A 16,588-nucleotide genomic window follows, 5' to 3' on the forward strand; every position below is an offset into this window, starting at 1 on the left:
TTCACCGGAGGAAAGAGGTGGAGATCGTGTCAGACACCGTCGAAACCCGTCCAGGGCTGCGCCGCTCCCTCTCCGTCTGGCAGGCCGTGGGCCTGTCCGTGGCGTTGATGGCCCCCAGCATGGCCGCCAACATCAACCCCCAGCAGACCGCGTCCGCCGCCGGCCGCGCCGTCCCGCTCGCCTTCCTGCTTTCGGCGGTCGGGGTGCTGCTGGTCGCGTACGGCTTCGTCAAGCTTTGCCAGTACTACCAGCACGCCGGTTCGGTGTACGCGTTCGTCGGCGCGACGCTCGGTCCGCGCGCCGGTGTCGTCTCCGGCATCGGTCTCCTCGGCACGTACACGTTCTACGCCGTCGTCACGAGCTCGGCCGCGGGCACGCTCGGCACCGCTTTCCTCACGCAGGTCGGGATCTGGCCGAACCCGCCGTCGTGGGGCCCGTTCGTGCTGACGGCGGTCGCGCTCATCGGCGCCTGGCTGCTGTCCGTGGTGCCCGCGCGCCGCGGCACGAGCACGCTGCTCGCCGTCGAAGGCGCGACCATCGCGGTGATCCTGCTGGTCACGGTCGTAATTCTGGTCCGGCTGCTCGCCGGGAACGCACCCAGCGGCGCGCGGTTCACCCTGGACGTCTTCACCTTCACCCCCGACTCCGGCCTGTCCGGGGTGTTCCTCGGCGCGGTGTTCGGCTTCCTGTCCTTCGCCGGGTTCGAAGCCGCCGCGACGCTCGGCGAGGAGACCCACGACCCGAAGCGCAACATCCCGCGCGCGATCCTCGGCACGGCGATCTTCGGCGGCGTCTACTTCGTCGTCGTCACCGCGGTCGAGATGATGGCGTTCGGCACGGACGCGACGGCGTTCCACGACTCGCCGTCCCTGCTCGGCGACCTCGGCAGCCGGTACGCGGGCGCGTGGGTCGGCGACGTCATCAGCGTCGGCGCCGCGATCAGCGCGTTCGGCTGCTGCCTGGCCTGCGTCGTCGGCGGCTCGCGGCTGCTGTTCGCCCTCGGGCGCGACGCCTACGGCGGCCGCGGCATCGGCCGGACGTCCGGCCGCGGCACCCCGGTCGCCGCGGTCAGCGCGGTCACCGGCGCGGCGGTGCTCATCATCCTGGTCTGCGCGCTGTTCTTCGGCGCGACGGCGTCGGACACCTTCGCGTGGTCGGGCTCGATCGGCACGTTGATCCTGCTGGTGATCTACCTGCTCACGACCGTCGGCGCGATCCTGCTGCTGTTCGTGAAGCGCCGGATGCGCGTGCCGGCCTGGCACCTCGTGTTCCCGATCGGCGCGCTCGCCGTGCTCGGCTACACCGTCTACGTCAACGTGGTGCCGTACCCGACCGAAGGCCCGGCGCGGTGGTTCCCCGTGGTGGCGGGCGCGGTGCTGGTACTGACGGTGATCTTGGTGCTGTCGGCGCCCGGCTTCGCTCGTAGGGTGGGGGAGAGGTTGAGCACGGTGGACGGAGGCGCATGACCGACCTGCTCCCGTTCGTCGCGGACCTGCCGCTGGTGGACCACCACTGCCACGGCGTCGTCGCCGGTGGCGTGGCCCGCGCGGACTTCGAGGCGATGCTGACCGAGGCGGACACGACGTCGCCGCTCGGCACGAGCCTGTTCGACTCGCTCATCGGGCTGGCCGTGCGGGAACGCTGCGCGCCCGTGCTCGACCTGCCGAAGCACGCCCCCGCCGACGCCTACCTCGAACGGCGCGCCGAGCTGGGCGCGGCCGAGGTGGCGCGGCGGTTCCTGCGCGCCACCGGCACGACCGACTTCCTGCTGGACGGCGGGTTCCTGCCGGACTCGCTGACCACCACCGGGGAGTTCGCGGAGCTGGCCGGTACCCGCGCGCACGACGTCGTCCGGCTGGAACAGGTCGCCGAGGAGGTGATCCGCGGGACCACGGCCTCGGGGTTCGCCACCGCGGTCGTCGACGAGCTGGGGAAACGCGCCGAGACCGCGGTCGGGTTCAAGTCGATCGCGGCCTATCGCGTCGGTCTGGAGCTGGCGGGGGAGCGGCCGTCGCCGACGGAGGTGCAAGCGGCCGCCGGACGGTGGCTCGCCGGGGGTGGCGCCCGGCTCGCCGACGAGGTCCTGCACCGGTTCCTCGTGTTCACCGGCCTCGACCTCGGCCTGCCGGTGCAGTTCCACGTCGGGTACGGCGACGCTGACGTCGACCTGCACCGCTGCGACCCGCTGCGGCTCACCGGGCTGCTGCGCGCGACGCGCGATCTTGGCGTGCCGATCCTGCTGCTGCACAACTACCCGTTCCACCGCAACGCCGCCTACCTCGCGCAGGTCTTCGAGCACGTCTTCGCCGACGTCGGCCTCGCCACCCACAACGCGGGCTTCCGCGCGCCGGCGATCCTGGCCGAGCTGCTGGAGATCGCGCCGTTCGGGAAGGTCCTCTTCTCCACCGACGCGTTCGGCCTGGCCGAGCTGTACCACCTGGGCACGGCCCTGTTCCGGCAGGGACTTTCGGACTTCCTGCGCGCCGGGCTCGACGCCGGCGCGATGTCCGAAGTGGACGCCGTCCGGCTGTGTGCTTTGGTGGGACACGAGAACGCGAAGAGGATCTACCGCTTGGAGCACGGGTGAACGACCTTTGGGACCGCTGGACGAAGGCGATCGACGAGGAGCTGCCGGCCGCGATCGAACTCCGGCACGCGGTGCACGCCGACCCGCGCGGCTCCGGCGACGAGGAGGACACCGCCCGCCTGGTGGCCGGCGCGCTCGGGGCCGGCGACGGGACCCGCGTCGCCAAGACCGGCCGCGCGATCCCGCTGCCCGGCGGGGACGGCCCGGTCGTGGCGCTGCGCGCGGAGCTCGACGCCCTGCCGGTGCTGGAGGGCACCGGCGTGCCGTGGGCGTCGGGCAACGAGCTGATGCACGCGTGCGGCCACGACGTCCACCTCGCCGCCCTGGTCGCGGTCGGCCGCGCGGCGGTGCGTGTCGGCGTGCCGCGGCCGATCCTGGCGCTGCTGCAGCCGCGCGAGGAGACTTCGCCGCCCGGTGCGCTCGACATCGTCGAGTCCGGTGTGCTGGCCGAGGCCGGCGTGGATGCCGTGATCGGCGCGCACGTCCAGCCGCGGATCGCGCACGGCGTGGTGGCGGCGGTGCCTGGCCCGGTCAATGCGTCGACCGACGAGTTCGAGGTGACGATGCAGGGCCAGGGCGGCCACGCCGGCTACCCGCAGCTGCTGCGCGACCCGATCCTGGCGCTGTCGCAGCTGGTCGTGAGCTTGCAGCAGCTCGCGTCGCGGCGGATCGACCCGGTTTTCGGCGCGGTCTGCTCGATCGGCCGGATCCAGGGCGGCGCGGCGGCCAACGTCGTCCCGAACAGCGCGAGCGCGTTCGGCTCGCTGCGCCTCATGCGGACGAAGGACCGCGAGCGCGCGCTGGAGGCGCTCGCGGAGATCGTGCACGGCACGGCGAAGGCGCATGGCTGCACCGCCGAGCTGGAGATCAGCCCGTGCGAGCCGGTGCTGACCAACGACCCGGCGCTGGCGGCGGGCGCGCAGCGCTGGCTGCGCCACGGCGGCTTCGCCGTCGACGACCAGTTCCGCTCGTTCGGCGCGGACGACTTCGCCCACTACTGCGGCGGCGCGACGCGGGGCCTGATGCTGTTCGTCGGCCTCGGCGACACCGCGGGCGTCCCCAGCCTCCACGACGACCAGTTCCTCCCGCGCGACCAGGCCGTGGTCCAGGTGGCGCACGCGCTGGTGGCGGGGTACCTGGCCGCTGTGGAAGCCGAGAGCCGCTAGCGCTACGGTGGCCGCGTGATGAGCGCCTACCTCGCGACGATCCCGAGCCCCGACCAGGGCGTCTGGCACCTGGGGCCGATCCCGGTCCGTGCGTACGCCCTGTGCATCATCGCCGGCATCATCGTGGCGATCTGGTGGGGGGAGCGGCGCTGGGCCGCCCGCGGCGGCACCAAGGGCACCGTGATCGACATGGCCGTGTTCGCCGTGCCGTTCGGCCTGGTCGGCGGCCGGTTGTACCACGTCATCACCGACCCCGAGCTGTACTTCACCGAGGGCAAGAACCCCTGGAACGCATTCGCGATCTGGGACGGCGGCCTCGGCATCTGGGGCGCCATCGCCCTCGGCGCGGTCGGTGCGCTCATCGCGTGCCGCCGCAAGGGCGTCCCGCTGCCGGCGATGGCGGACGCGATCGCCCCGGGCATCGTCGTCGCGCAGGCCATCGGCCGCATCGGCAACTACTTCAACCAGGAGTTGTACGGAGCGCACACGGACCTGCCGTGGGGCCTGGAGGTCTTCCAGCGCTTCAACCCGGATGACCCGGAAAACCTCCTGAACGGCGTCGCGACGGGGCACATCCCGCTGCCGGAGAGCCCGGTCCACCCGACGTTCCTGTACGAGCTGATCTGGAACCTGCTGGTCGCGCTGCTGGTGGTGTGGGCGGACCGCAAGTTCAAGCTGGGCCACGGCCGGGCGTTCGCGCTGTACGTCGCCGGCTACACGGTGGGCCGCGGCTGGATCGAGATGATGCGGACCGACACCGCGAACCACATCCTCGGCCTGCGGGTGAACGTGTGGACGTCGATCCTGCTGTTCGCGGCCGCGGTGGTGTACTTCGTGGTCGCGGGGAAGCGCGGGCCGCGGGAGGCGCCGGAGTCCTTGCGGAGCAAGGACGCTCCTGGTCCGGAGGAGGTTCCGGTGGAGTCTTCGGACTCGGCTTCGGCTTCTGCGTCGGCTTCCTCGGTTTCCTCGGAGGAGCCCGAGCACGCGAAGGTCGCCGCGGATGCGCCGGCTTCGGCGGAGAAGCCCGCTGACGACAGCCCCGCGGCCGAAGAGCCGAAGAAGAAGACCGACGAGAGCTGACCGCGTAAGCCTCTGAAGGCCACCATCAGGGCACTGGATGCCTGATGGTGGCCTTCAGAGCATTCGGAGGTCACTTCCCGCGCGGTCCCGAGCGCCCCAATGCCACATTGGGTGCGTGGGACGCACCGAACGCCACATTGGGTGCGTCTGACGCACCGAATGCCACATTGGGGCGTTGGCCGCCGGCCAACGAGCGGTGGCGCACTTTCGGCGCGCCTGCTGAGGTGCGAGGTCTGGCAGGACCGATCGGCCCGAGCGCCCCAATGCCACATTGGGTGCGTGGGGCGCACCGAACGCCGCATTGGGTCGCTGGCCACCGGCCAACAGCACCGGGCTTGGGGCGCCGCCCCCGGTTTCCACGCTACCGGGAGGCACCGACAGTTCCGGGACGCGAAAGGTCAGGCCCGGGTCACGAAAGGTCGGGTAGGCCCAGTTCCAGGTTCGGCGCCTGCAACCCGCCGTCGACCTCGAGGATCTTGCCCGTGATGTACCCGCCGGCGCGCGAGGCCAGGAACACCACCGTCGCCGCGATGTCTTCCGCCTCGCCGATGCGGCCCAGCGGTGTCGCGCTCTCCATCTTCGAGCGCAACTCCGGGTTGCCGACCACGATCTCCAGTGCCGACGTCGCCACCGAGCCCACCGAGATCGCGTTCACCCGCACCTTCGGCGCCAGATCCGCCGCCGCCAGGCGCGTGTAGTGGGCCAGGGCCGCCTTCGCCGTTCCGTACGCCGCGAAGCCGCGGCCGGACAGGCGGCCCATCACCGAGGAGATGTTGACGATCGAGCCGCCCGACTCCACCAGCGATGGCGCCGCCGCGACCGTCAGCGCGTGGGCCGTCGCCACGTTGAAGCGGAACGCCTCCTCCATGAAGTCGACCGAAGACTCCAGCAGGGGCCGCGGGTACGTGCCGCCGACGTTGTTGACCACCAGGTCGAGGCGGCCGAACTCCGACACCGCCGTCGACGCCAGTGCCGCCGCGGCCTCCGGTGAAGAGAGGTCCACCGGCACCGCGTGCGCGCGCCGGCCCGCCGCCGAAACGCGGGCGGCGACTTCGTCGAGCTGAGCGGAAGTGCGGGAGGCGATGACCACGTCGGCACCCGCTTCGGCGAGGGCCACGGCGGTGGCCGCGCCGATCCCGCGTCCGGCGCCGGTGATCACCGCGACCTGGTCGGTGAGCTTGAACCGATCGAGGATCATGCGGAGAAATGTAACACGTTCTAGTGACCGGCAACACATTTTCAGTGAGCCGCGTCGGGCCCGTCACGTTAGGCTTGACGAGAGTTTCCCAGCCGTATACTTAGCAGAACGAACTACCGGGAACCCATCAGGAACTACGTCGTTCCGCGCAGCCAGATCGTTACCGTCCGACGTCGCTCGGGGCGCTCTGAACTGGTGCTGGCTTGTTTCCCAGGTGTTAAAGTCGCGCTAACAAGCGGGCCATCGTCGTCCCGTGCGCTCCCCGGCCGGTAGCCCGGCCCCGCACGACAAGACGACGAAGGAGGTCCCTTCATGATCTTCTCCGCCATCCCCGGCAAGCAGGGTCTCTACGACCCCGAGACCGAACAGGACTCCTGCGGTGTGGCCATGGTGGCCGACATCCGCGGGCGGCGCTCCCACGGAATCGTCACCGACGGCCTCGCCGCGTTGACCAACCTCGACCACCGCGGCGCCGCCGGCGCCGAACCCACCAGCGGCGACGGTGCCGGAATCCTGCTGCAGCTGCCCGATACGCTGCTGCGCGCCGAAGCCGGCTTCGCACTTCCCGGACCCGACGAGCACGGCCACCACGCCTACGCCGCCGGCATCGCGTTCCTGCCCGAAGACGCCGAGCAGCGCCGCAAGGCCGTCGAGCTGGCGGAACGCATCGCCGTCGAGGAAGGACTGGAGGTCCTCGGCTGGCGTGAAGTCCCCGTGGACGCCGACCGTGCGGACATCGGCCCGACCGCCCGCTCGGTCATGCCGCACTTCGCCATGCTTTTCGTGGCGGCGGAAGGAAAAGCGGGCATCGAACTCGACCGCCTGGCCTTCTGCCTGCGCAAGCGCGTCGAGCACGAAAGCGCGAACTCCGGCTGTGGCACGTACTTCCCGTCGCTGTCCTCGCGGACGATCGTCTACAAGGGAATGGTGACGCCGGAACAGCTGCCGGCGTTCTTCGCCGACCTGCGCGACGAGCGGCTGGAAAGCGCCATCGCGCTGGTGCACTCCCGCTTCTCCACCAACACTTTCCCGTCGTGGCCGCTCGCGCACCCGTTCCGGTTCGTGGCCCACAACGGCGAGATCAACACCATCCGCGGCAACCGCAACCGCATGCGGGCCCGCGAGGCGCTGCTGGAATCCGAACTCCTCGACGGCGACCTGTCCCGGCTGTTCCCGATCTGCTCGCCGGACGCGTCCGACTCCGCTTCCTTCGACGAGGTCCTGGAGCTGCTGCACCTGGGCGGCCGCTCGCTGCCGCACGCCGTGCTGATGATGATCCCGGAGGCGTGGGAGAACCACGCCACCATGAAGCCCGAGCGCCGCGCGTTCTACCAGTTCCACGCCAGCCTGATGGAACCGTGGGACGGCCCCGCGTGCGTCACCTTCACCGACGGCACCCTGGTCGGCGCGGTCCTGGACCGCAACGGCCTGCGCCCCGCGCGCTGGTGGCGCACGGCCGACGACCGCGTCGTGCTCGCCAGCGAGGCCGGCGTCCTCGACGTCGCCCCCAAGGACGTCGTGGCCAAGGGCCGCCTCAAGCCCGGCCGGATGTTCCTCGTGGACACCGAAGCCGGCCGGATCGTGGACGACGAAGAGGTCAAGTCCGCGCTCGCCGGCAAGCTCCCGTACGAGGGCTGGCTGCACGCGGGCCTGCTGAAGATCGCCGAGCTGCCCGACCGCGACCACGTCGTGCAGAGCCACGACTCGGTGCTGCGCCGCCAGCTTTCCTTCGGCTACACCGAAGAAGAGCTGAAGATCCTGCTCGCGCCGATGGCCGAGAAGGGCGCCGAGCCGATCGGCTCGATGGGTTCGGACACGCCGCCCGCGGTGCTGTCCCAGCGATCTCGGCTCCTCTACGACTACTTCAAGCAGAACTTCGCGCAGGTGACCAACCCGCCGCTCGACGCGATCCGCGAAGAGCTCGTCACCTGCATGGCGCGGATCATGGGCCCGGAGCGCAACCTCCTGGCCCCGGGACCCGCGTCCTGCCGCCACCTCAAGCTGCCGTACCCCGTCATCGACAACGACGAGCTCGCCAAGCTCATCCACATCAACGACGACGGCGACCTCCCGGGCTTCGCGTGCAGTGTCCTTTCCGGACTGTACGAAGTGGACGGCGGCGCCGAGGCGCTGGCCTCGGCGATCGAGCGCGTCCGGCGTGAGGCGTCCGAGGCGATCGCCGCCGGCGCGCGCACGCTCGTGCTGTCCGACCGCGACTCCGACCACCGGATGGCGCCGATCCCGTCGCTGCTGCTGGTCTCCGCGGTGCACCACCACCTGGTCCGCACGAAGGAACGCCTGCGTGTCGCGCTGGTCGTCGAGTCCGGGGACGCGCGCGAGGTGCACCACATCGCGCTGCTGCTCGGCTACGGCGCCGCCGCCGTCAACCCGTACCTGGCCTTCGAGACCATCGAAGACATGATCGGCCAGGGCGCGGTGACCGGGATCGAGTCCGGCCGGGCGATCCGCAACTACGTGCAGGCGCTGGTCAAGGGCGTCCTGAAGATCATGTCCAAGATGGGCATCTCGACGGTCGGCGCGTACACCGCCGCCCAGGTCTTCGAGTCCCTCGGCCTGGCCCAGGACCTGCTCGACGAGTACTTCACCGGGACGTCGTCGAAGCTCGGCGGCGTCGGTCTCGAGGTGCTCGCCGAAGAGGTCGCGGTCCGGCACCGCCGCGCCTACCCGGACAACCCGACCGAGCGCGTCCACCGTGGACTCGACACCGGCGGCGAGTACGCCTACCGCCGCGAGGGCGAGCTGCACCTGTTCACGCCGGAGACGGTGTTCCTGCTGCAGCACGCGTCCAAGACCGGCCGTGAAGAGGTCTACCGCAAGTACACCGACGAGGTGCACCGCCTCTACCGCGAGGGTGGCACGCTGCGCGGGTTGTTCGCCTTCCGCGACGGCGTCCGCGAGCCGATCCCGCTCGACGAGGTCGAGCCCGCCGAAGCGATCTTCAAGCGCTTCAACACGGGCGCGATGTCGTACGGCTCGATTTCGGCCGAGGCACACGAAACCCTGGCCATCGCGATGAACCGGCTCGGCGGCCGGTCCAACACCGGCGAGGGCGGCGAGGACCCCGAGCGGCTCTACGACCCCGAGCGCCGCAGCGCGATCAAGCAGGTCGCTTCGGGCCGCTTCGGCGTCACGAGCGAGTACCTCGTCAACGCCGACGACATCCAGATCAAGATGGCGCAGGGCGCGAAGCCCGGCGAAGGCGGCCAGCTGCCGCCGAACAAGGTGTACCCGTGGATCGCGCGGACCCGGCACTCGACGCCGGGCGTCGGCCTCATCTCCCCGCCGCCGCACCACGACATCTACTCCATCGAGGACCTCGCCCAGCTGATCCACGACCTCAAGAACGCCAACGAGCACGCCCGCATCCACGTGAAGCTGGTGTCCTCGCTGGGTGTCGGTACGGTCGCGGCGGGCGTGTCCAAGGCGCACGCGGACGTCGTGCTCATCTCGGGCCACGACGGCGGCACCGGCGCGTCCCCGATGAACTCGCTCAAGCACGCGGGCACGCCGTGGGAGATCGGTCTCGCCGAGACCCAGCAGACGTTGCTGCTCAACGGGTTGCGCGACCGGATCACCGTGCAGGTGGACGGCGCCATGAAGACCGGGCGCGACGTCGTGATCGCGGCGCTGCTCGGCGCCGAGGAGTACGGCTTCGCGACGGCTCCCCTCGTCGTCGCGGGCTGCATCATGATGCGCGTCTGCCACCTCGACACCTGCCCGGTCGGCGTCGCCACGCAGAGCCCCGAGCTGCGCAAGCGCTACACCGGCCAGGTCGAGCACGTCGTGAACTTCTTCAAGTTCGTCGCCGAAGAGGTCCGCGAAACCCTGGCGGCACTGGGCTTCCGCACGCTCGACGAGGCGATCGGCCACGCCGAGCTGCTGAACACCGACGAGGCCGTCGACCACTGGAAGGCGTCCGGGCTGGACCTGTCCCCGATCTTCGAGATGCCGACCGAGACGCCCTACGGCGGCGCGAAGCGGCGCACCCGCGGCCAGGACCACGGCCTCGAGCACGCCCTGGACCGCACGCTCATCCAGCTCGCCGAGGCGGCGCTGGAGGACGCGCACCCGGTGCGGCTCGAACTGCCCGTGCGCAACGTCAACCGGACCGTCGGCACGCTGCTCGGGTCGGAGATCACCCGCCGCTACGGCGGGGACGGTCTGCCCGAGGGCACGATCCACGTGCTGCTCACCGGGTCGGCGGGCCAGTCGCTCGGCGCGTTCCTGCCGCGCGGCATCACCCTCGACATGGTCGGCGACGCGAACGACTACGTCGGCAAGGGTCTTTCCGGCGGCCGGATCATCGTCCGTCCCGACCCGGAAGCGTCCTTCGCCGCCGAGGCGCAGACGATCGCGGGCAACACGATCGCCTACGGCGCGACCGGCGGCGAGATCTTCCTGCGCGGCCAGGTCGGCGAACGCTTCTGCGTCCGCAACTCCGGCGCCACCGTCGTCGCCGAGGGCGTCGGCGACCACGCCTTCGAGTACATGACCGGCGGCCGCGCGGTGGTGCTCGGCCCGACCGGGCGGAACCTGGCGGCCGGCATGTCCGGCGGCATGGCGTTCGTGCTCGACGTCGACCGCAAGAAGGTCAACCAGGACATGGTGGACCTGCTCAAGCCGACCGCGGACGACCTGGCCTGGCTCAAGAAAACCGTGCAACAGCACTACGATCTCACCCGCTCCGCGGTGGCGGCCTCGCTGCTCGGCGACTGGCCGCGCCGCTCCGTGGCGTTCACCAAGGTGATGCCGCGTGACTACCAGCGGGTCCTGGACGCGGCGAAGGCGGCGAAGGCCGCCGGCCGCGACGTCGACGAAGCCATCATGGAGGCCGCTCGTGGCTGACCCGACCGGATTTCTCAAGTACGACCGCGAAGAGTCCCCCAAGAAGTCTTATGAGGAACGGCTTTCTTCGTGGGGCGAGGTCTACGCGGACGTCGACCCGGGCGAGCGCAACGCAAAGGTGCGCAAGCAGGCGTCGCGGTGCATGGACTGCGGCATCCCGTTCTGCCACTCCGGCGGTTCCGGCTGCCCGCTGGGCAACCTGATCCCGGAGTGGAACGACCTGGTCCGCCGCGGCGACTGGGCCGCGGCGAGCGACCGGCTGCACGCCACCAACAACTTCCCCGAGTTCACCGGGAAGCTGTGCCCGGCGCCGTGCGAGGCGGGCTGCGTCCTGTCCATCTCGCCGGCCTCGGGCGGGCCGGTGGCGATCAAGCGCGTCGAGCAGACGATCGCCGACCAGTCGTGGGAAGCGGGCTACGTCCAGCCGCAGGTGTCCGAAGTGGCCAGTGGGCAGCGCGTCGCCGTGGTCGGCTCCGGCCCGGCCGGGCTCGCCGCCGCCCAGCAGCTGACCCGCGCCGGCCACGAGGTCACGGTGTTCGAGCGCGACGACCGCCTCGGCGGCCTGCTGCGCTACGGCATCCCCGAGTTCAAGATGGAGAAGAAGGTCCTCGACCGCCGCCTCGCGCAGCTGCGCAAGGAGGGCACCAAGTTCGTCACCGGCTGCGAGGTCGGCGTCGACCTTTCGGTGGACGACCTGCGCGCGCAGTACGACGCGGTCGTGCTCGCGGTCGGCGCGCTGCGCGGCCGTGACGACACGACGACCCCGGGCCGCGAGCTGACCGGCGTCCACCTGGCGATGGAACACCTGGTGCCGGCCAACAAGTTCGTCGAGGGCGACGGCCCGCCGTCGGTCGACGCGAAGGGCAAGCACGTCCTGATCATCGGCGGCGGCGACACCGGCGCCGACTCCTACGGCACCGCCACCCGCCAGGGCGCGCTTTCGGTGACGCAGCTGGACCAGTACCCGACGCCACCGTCCACAAGGGACGACGAGCGGTCGCCGTGGCCGACCTGGCCGTACATCCTCCGCACCTACCCGGCGCACGAGGAAGCGGGCGAGCGGAAGTTCGCCGTCGCGGTGAAGCAGTTCGTCGGCGACGCCGAGGGCCGCGTGACGGCGGTCGAGCTGCAGCAGGTCCGCGTCCAGAAGGACCCGTCCACCGGCCGCCGCGAGGTCATCCCGGTCAACGACGAGGTCGAGACGCTGCCGGCCGACCTGGTCCTGCTGGCGATCGGCTTCGAGGGCGTCGAGGAGATGCCGCTGCTCGAGGGTCTCGGCTTGTCGCTGACCCGCCGCGGCACGCTGTCGTGCGGCGCGGACTGGCAGACGGAGACCCCGGGGGTGTTCGTCTGCGGTGACGCCCACCGCGGCGCGTCGCTGGTGGTCTGGGCGATCGCGGAAGGCCGCTCGGTGGCCAACGCCGTCGACGCGTTCCTGACGGGCGCGTCGGACCTCCCGGCCCCGGTCCACCCGACGGCGCTGCCGCTCGCCGTCGTCTGAGTTCTCGCGTCCGAAGGCCCCCTCGCCGCTGGTGAGGGGGCCTTCGACGGTTTCGCTTTTGGGCCGAACGGTGGCTGTGCTCTGCGTGCACGGACAACTACTTTCGAGTAGCTGTGCCGGTTTTGCGACAATTCACTTTCGCGGAAGGTGGGGCGTCTTGAAGCACACATCGTTGCGAGCAGCGGTCGTCACCGCGGTCCTTGCCCTCGCGTTCGCCCTGGTCGGCATGCCCGCCCAGGCCGCGCCGAAACCCTTCTGGACGCCCGACGCCATGCGGGCGGCCATCCCGATGGACAACCTCGTCAAAGCCCCCGCGTTCACACCGAAGGACGTCGAGCGCGGGCGGAGCGCGATCATTCAGAGCATCCCCAACGGCGGCGGCGCCTGGACCGGCGGCGGCCAGATCACGCACACCGCCGGGCGCGTGTTCTTCGTCTTCAACGGCCAGAACGCCTCCTGCTCCGGTGACGCCGTCACCAGCACCAACGGCAGCGTCGTCGTCACCGCCGGCCACTGCGTGAAGTACCAGGGCACCTGGCACACGCAGTGGACCTTCGTCCCCGGCTACGACAACGGCAACGCGCCCTACGGCCAGTGGGCGGCCAAGACCACGCTGACCACGCCGCAGTGGGAAGCCAGTGAGGACATGAACTACGACGTCGGCATGGCCGTGGTCAACCCGCTCAACGGGCAAAGGCTCACCGACGTCGTCGGCGCCCAGGGCATCGCCTTCAACCAGCCGAAGAACCAGAGCATGTACACCTTCGGCTACCCGGCCGCGGCGCCCTACGACGGCACGAAGCTGATCTACTGCAGCGGCAGCACGTTCACCGACTTCTTGCTGACCAAGGACCACGCCATGAACTGCAACATGACCGGCGGCTCGAGCGGCGGGCCGTGGTTCCTGTCGTTCAACGAAAGCACCGGGTCCGGCGTCCAGGCTTCGGTGAACAGCTTCGGCTACACCTTCCTGCCCGGTTACATGTTCGGGCCGTACTTCGGCACCGACGCGCAGAACCTCTACAACCGCGCGCAAGCCGCGTGACCGCCGTCAGCCCGGGGGAGGACTCGCGGGTCCGTCTCCTGGGCTGACGCCCGCGCGGTCGCGTCCGGGCAGGCTCAGGCCATGCGGAAAACGGTGGTACTCCTGGCTTTCCTGCCCCTGCTCGCCGCGCTGCCGGCGGACGCGTCACCGCGGCTCGAGTGGACGACGCCTGCCCGGACTACGGCATGTCGCCGTCGCCCACGGCCGGGCTCGAATGCGCGACCCTGCGCGTGCCGCTCGACTACGCCGACGCGAGCGGCCGCACCATCGAGCTGACCCTCTCCCGGCACGCCGGTGTCCCGGGCAAGCGCCGCGGCGTGCTGCTGATGAACCCCGGCGGCCCGGGCAGCCCCGGGCTCGCCTGCCGGCCCAGCTGCTGCAGCGGATGGGCGGGTCCGGCCTCCCGGACGCCTACGACGTCATCGGCTTCGACCCGCGCGGCACCGGCTACAGCACGCCGGTGACGTGTGCCATGACACCCGAGCAGCGCGGCGCTGTGCTCGGTCCCTACGCGGACAACCCGCGTGACGTCGTCGCCACCGCGGCGAAAGCGCGTGCTGTCGCGAAACAGTGCGGCGAGTCGGTGACGGCGGACCTGTTGCCGCACATGACGACCGCGAACACCGCGCGCGACCTCGACCGGATCCGGGAAGCGCTGGGGGAGCGGAAGACCTCCTTTTACGGCCTCTCGTACGGCAGCTACCTCGGCGCCGCCTACGCGTCGATGTTCCCCCGCCGCGGCGACCGGATCGTGCTCGACAGCGTCCTCGGCCCGCGTGGCCTCGACGTCCGCGCCAACCAGCGTTTCGCCGAAGGGTTCGACGACCGGTTCCCGGACTTCGCCGCCTGGGCGGCCGCCCGCGACGACGCCTACCACCTGGGGCGGACCCCGGCGCAGGTGACGGCGAAGTTCTTCGAGCTGGCCGCCGCGAGAGGCCCGGAGTTCCGCTCGGACACGTGGAACGGGCTCTACGACGACGCGTCCTTCCCCACCCTCGCCGCGGAATGGGCGGGCCCCGCGCGCGCCGCGGCCGGCCCGCTCGACGGTGACACCCGCGCGGCGCTGCAGCTCCAGGTGATCTGCAACGACTCCGGCTGGCCCGAGCAGGTCGGCTACTACCAGCGCGCGGTCGAACGCGAACGGGTGCGGCACCCGATGTTCGGCCCGGCCGCGGCGAACGTGAACCCCTGCGCGTTCTGGCCGGTCGAGCGCACCGAACCGCCGGTGCGCGTCGGCGGCCCCGGCCCGGCGAACGTCCTGCTGGTGCAGAACCTGCGCGATCCGGCGACCCCGCTGTCGGGAGCGCGGGAAACGCGAGTCGCATTCGGGAACCGGGCGCGGATGGTGACGGTCGACGCGGGCGGCCACGGCGTCTTCACGCGGGACAACGCCTGCGGGAACGCCGTGGTGCTGGGCTACCTGCGGGACGGGGTCTTCCCCGCGGCGGACGGTTCCTGCCCGTCCGGTCGATGAGCCGTGGTTCTCCCGCCGTGCGGACTCCTGGCCGGCCGATCGGAGCAAGTCCCCAGCTCGGCGGCGCAAACCGGGGGCGTCCGAGAGCCCACATCGAGGGATCTGCCAGTCAGGGGGCGAACCGGGCGAAGCGGGGTGGGGCGGGAACCTTATCCTGGTGTTCGTGAACTGGACTGTGGACGTCCCCGTCGACACGCTGCCCGAACTGCCGCCGCTCCCGCCCGAACTGCGGGCCCGCCTCGACAAGGCGCTCGCTCTTCCGGCCGCGCAGCAGCCGGAGTGGCCGGATCCCGAGCTGACCAATCGCGTCCGCGGTGTCCTGGAGAGCGTGCCGCCGATCACGGTCCCGGCCGAAATCGACCGCCTCAAGAGCCGGCTGGCCATGGTCGCCCGCGGCGAGGCCTTCCTGCTTCAGGGCGGTGACTGCGCCGAGACGTTCGAGTCCAACACCGAGCCGCACATCCGCGCCAACCTGCGCACCCTGCTGCAGATGGCGGTCGTGCTCACCTACGGCGCCAGCCTGCCGGTGGTCAAGGTCGGGCGCATCGCCGGCCAGTACGCGAAGCCCCGGTCGGCCGCGACGGACGCGCTGGGCCTGCCAGTGTACCGCGGCGACATCATCAACTCGCTGGTCGCGAAGCCCGAGCTGCGTGTGCCGGACCCCGGCCGGATGATCCGCGCCTACGCGAACGCGGGCGCCGCGATGAACCTGGTCCGCGCCCTCACCGGCGCCGGCATGGCCGACCTGCACCAGGTGCACGACTGGAACAAGGACTTCGTCTCGGCGTCGCCGGCGGCGCAGCGCTTCGAGGCGCTGGCCAACGAGATCGACCGCGGCCTGCGGTTCATGTCGGCGTGCGGCGTCACCGACACGTCGCTGCAGTCCACCGAGATCTTCGCCAGCCACGAAGCGCTGCTGCTCGACTACGAGCGTTCGATGCTGCGCCTCGACAACGCCGACGCGGCGAACCCGAAGCTGTACAACCTGTCGTCGCACTTCCTCTGGATCGGCGAGCGCACCCGTCAGCTGGACGGCGCGCACATCGCGTTCGCCGAGCTGCTGGCCAACCCGATCGGGTTGAAGATCGGCCCGACGACGACGCCCGAGCAGGCCGTGGAGTACGTCGAGCGGCTCGACCCGCGCTTCGAGCCGGGCCGGCTGACGCTGATCGCGCGGATGGGCAACGGCAACGTCCGCGAGGTGCTGCCGGGCATCGTCGAGCGCGTCGAGGCGTCCGGGCACAAGGTCATCTGGCAGTGCGACCCGATGCACGGCAACACGCACGAGTCGTCCACCGGCTACAAGACCCGCCACTTCGACCGGATCGTCGACGAGGTCCAGGGCTTCTTCGAGGTCCACAACCAGCTGGGCACCTACCCGGGTGGCATCCACGTGGAGCTGACGGGCGAGGACGTCACGGAGTGCCTGGGCGGCGCCCAGGAGATCTCGGACATCGACCTGTCCGGCCGTTACGAGACGGCCTGCGACCCGCGCCTGAACACGCAGCAGTCGCTGGAGCTGGCGTTCCTGGTCGCGGAGATGCTCCGCGGCTGACCCCGGCCCCCAGCGCCCCAATGTGGCGTTCGGTGCGTGTCCCCCTCCGGTTCCCCCTCGGGGAACGCTAGGACGGCGCGACGCCGGCGTCCTCAAGCTCCGGATTGAAGTGGCCT

At 70.9% G+C, this 16,588-nt stretch carries 11 protein-coding genes; 10 read left to right on the forward strand and 1 reads right to left on the reverse strand.

Annotated features, from left to right (window positions below; translation table 11 throughout):
* Positions 1 to 26: 26 nt before the first annotated feature.
* From AB0M59_RS45720 to lgt, 4 genes are read left to right on the forward strand one after another with little or no spacing between them, the layout of a single operon-like run.
* Positions 27 to 1,466, forward strand: coding sequence for an APC family permease (locus tag AB0M59_RS45720; RefSeq protein ID WP_364628223.1), 1,440 nt, complete (start codon positions 27 to 29; stop codon positions 1,464 to 1,466).
* A complete protein-coding gene (locus AB0M59_RS45725; RefSeq protein WP_364628224.1) occupies positions 1,463 to 2,587 on the forward strand; it encodes an amidohydrolase family protein in 1,125 nt (374 codons plus the stop codon). Before AB0M59_RS45720 ends, AB0M59_RS45725 begins: the two co-directional genes overlap by 4 nt.
* Positions 2,584 to 3,753: an amidohydrolase gene (locus AB0M59_RS45730; RefSeq protein WP_364628226.1), complete on the forward strand. Its 1,170-nt coding sequence runs from the start codon at positions 2,584 to 2,586 to the stop codon at positions 3,751 to 3,753. The genes AB0M59_RS45725 and AB0M59_RS45730 overlap by 4 nt, the downstream gene beginning before the upstream one ends.
* A gap of 18 nt (positions 3,754 to 3,771) precedes the next feature.
* Positions 3,772 to 4,833: a prolipoprotein diacylglyceryl transferase gene (gene lgt, locus AB0M59_RS45735; protein ID WP_364628228.1), complete on the forward strand. Its 1,062-nt coding sequence runs from the start codon at positions 3,772 to 3,774 to the stop codon at positions 4,831 to 4,833.
* Positions 4,834 to 5,242: 409 nt separating this feature from the next.
* Here the strand turns inward: lgt and AB0M59_RS45740 are convergent, their stop codons facing one another.
* Positions 5,243 to 6,031 carry an SDR family oxidoreductase gene (locus AB0M59_RS45740; protein WP_364628230.1) on the reverse strand — a complete coding sequence of 263 codons (789 nt, stop codon included), beginning with the start codon at positions 6,029 to 6,031 and terminating at the stop codon, positions 5,243 to 5,245.
* Between the two features lie 312 nt (positions 6,032 to 6,343).
* On the opposite strand from AB0M59_RS45740, the gene gltB reads away from it, so the two are divergent.
* The 6 genes from gltB (at position 6,344) to AB0M59_RS45770 (ending at position 16,472) form a co-directional block, all read left to right on the forward strand.
* A complete protein-coding gene (gene gltB, locus AB0M59_RS45745) occupies positions 6,344 to 10,897 on the forward strand; it encodes a glutamate synthase large subunit (protein WP_364628231.1) in 4,554 nt (1,517 codons plus the stop codon).
* Positions 10,890 to 12,398: a glutamate synthase subunit beta gene (locus AB0M59_RS45750; protein WP_364628233.1), complete on the forward strand. Its 1,509-nt coding sequence runs from the start codon at positions 10,890 to 10,892 to the stop codon at positions 12,396 to 12,398. Before gltB ends, AB0M59_RS45750 begins: the two co-directional genes overlap by 8 nt.
* A 157-nt stretch (positions 12,399 to 12,555) precedes the next feature.
* On the forward strand, positions 12,556 to 13,443 hold the full coding sequence (locus AB0M59_RS45755; RefSeq protein ID WP_364628234.1) for a peptidase: 888 nt from the start codon (positions 12,556 to 12,558) through the stop codon (positions 13,441 to 13,443).
* 158 nt (positions 13,444 to 13,601) lie between these two features.
* Positions 13,602 to 13,907, forward strand: a complete 306-nt coding sequence (locus tag AB0M59_RS45760) for a hypothetical protein (RefSeq protein WP_364628236.1) — start codon at positions 13,602 to 13,604, stop codon at positions 13,905 to 13,907.
* Entirely contained in the window at positions 13,829 to 14,917 is a 1,089-nt protein-coding gene (locus AB0M59_RS45765) for an alpha/beta hydrolase (protein ID WP_364628238.1), read from the forward strand. Before AB0M59_RS45760 ends, AB0M59_RS45765 begins: the two co-directional genes overlap by 79 nt.
* 163 nt (positions 14,918 to 15,080) lie before the next feature.
* Positions 15,081 to 16,472, forward strand: a complete 1,392-nt coding sequence (locus tag AB0M59_RS45770) for a class II 3-deoxy-7-phosphoheptulonate synthase (RefSeq protein WP_364628240.1) — start codon at positions 15,081 to 15,083, stop codon at positions 16,470 to 16,472.
* Positions 16,473 to 16,588: the final 116 nt, after the last annotated feature.

The organism is Amycolatopsis sp. NPDC051371 (genome assembly GCF_040682155.1).
Lineage (GTDB): Bacteria > Actinomycetota > Actinomycetes > Mycobacteriales > Pseudonocardiaceae > Amycolatopsis.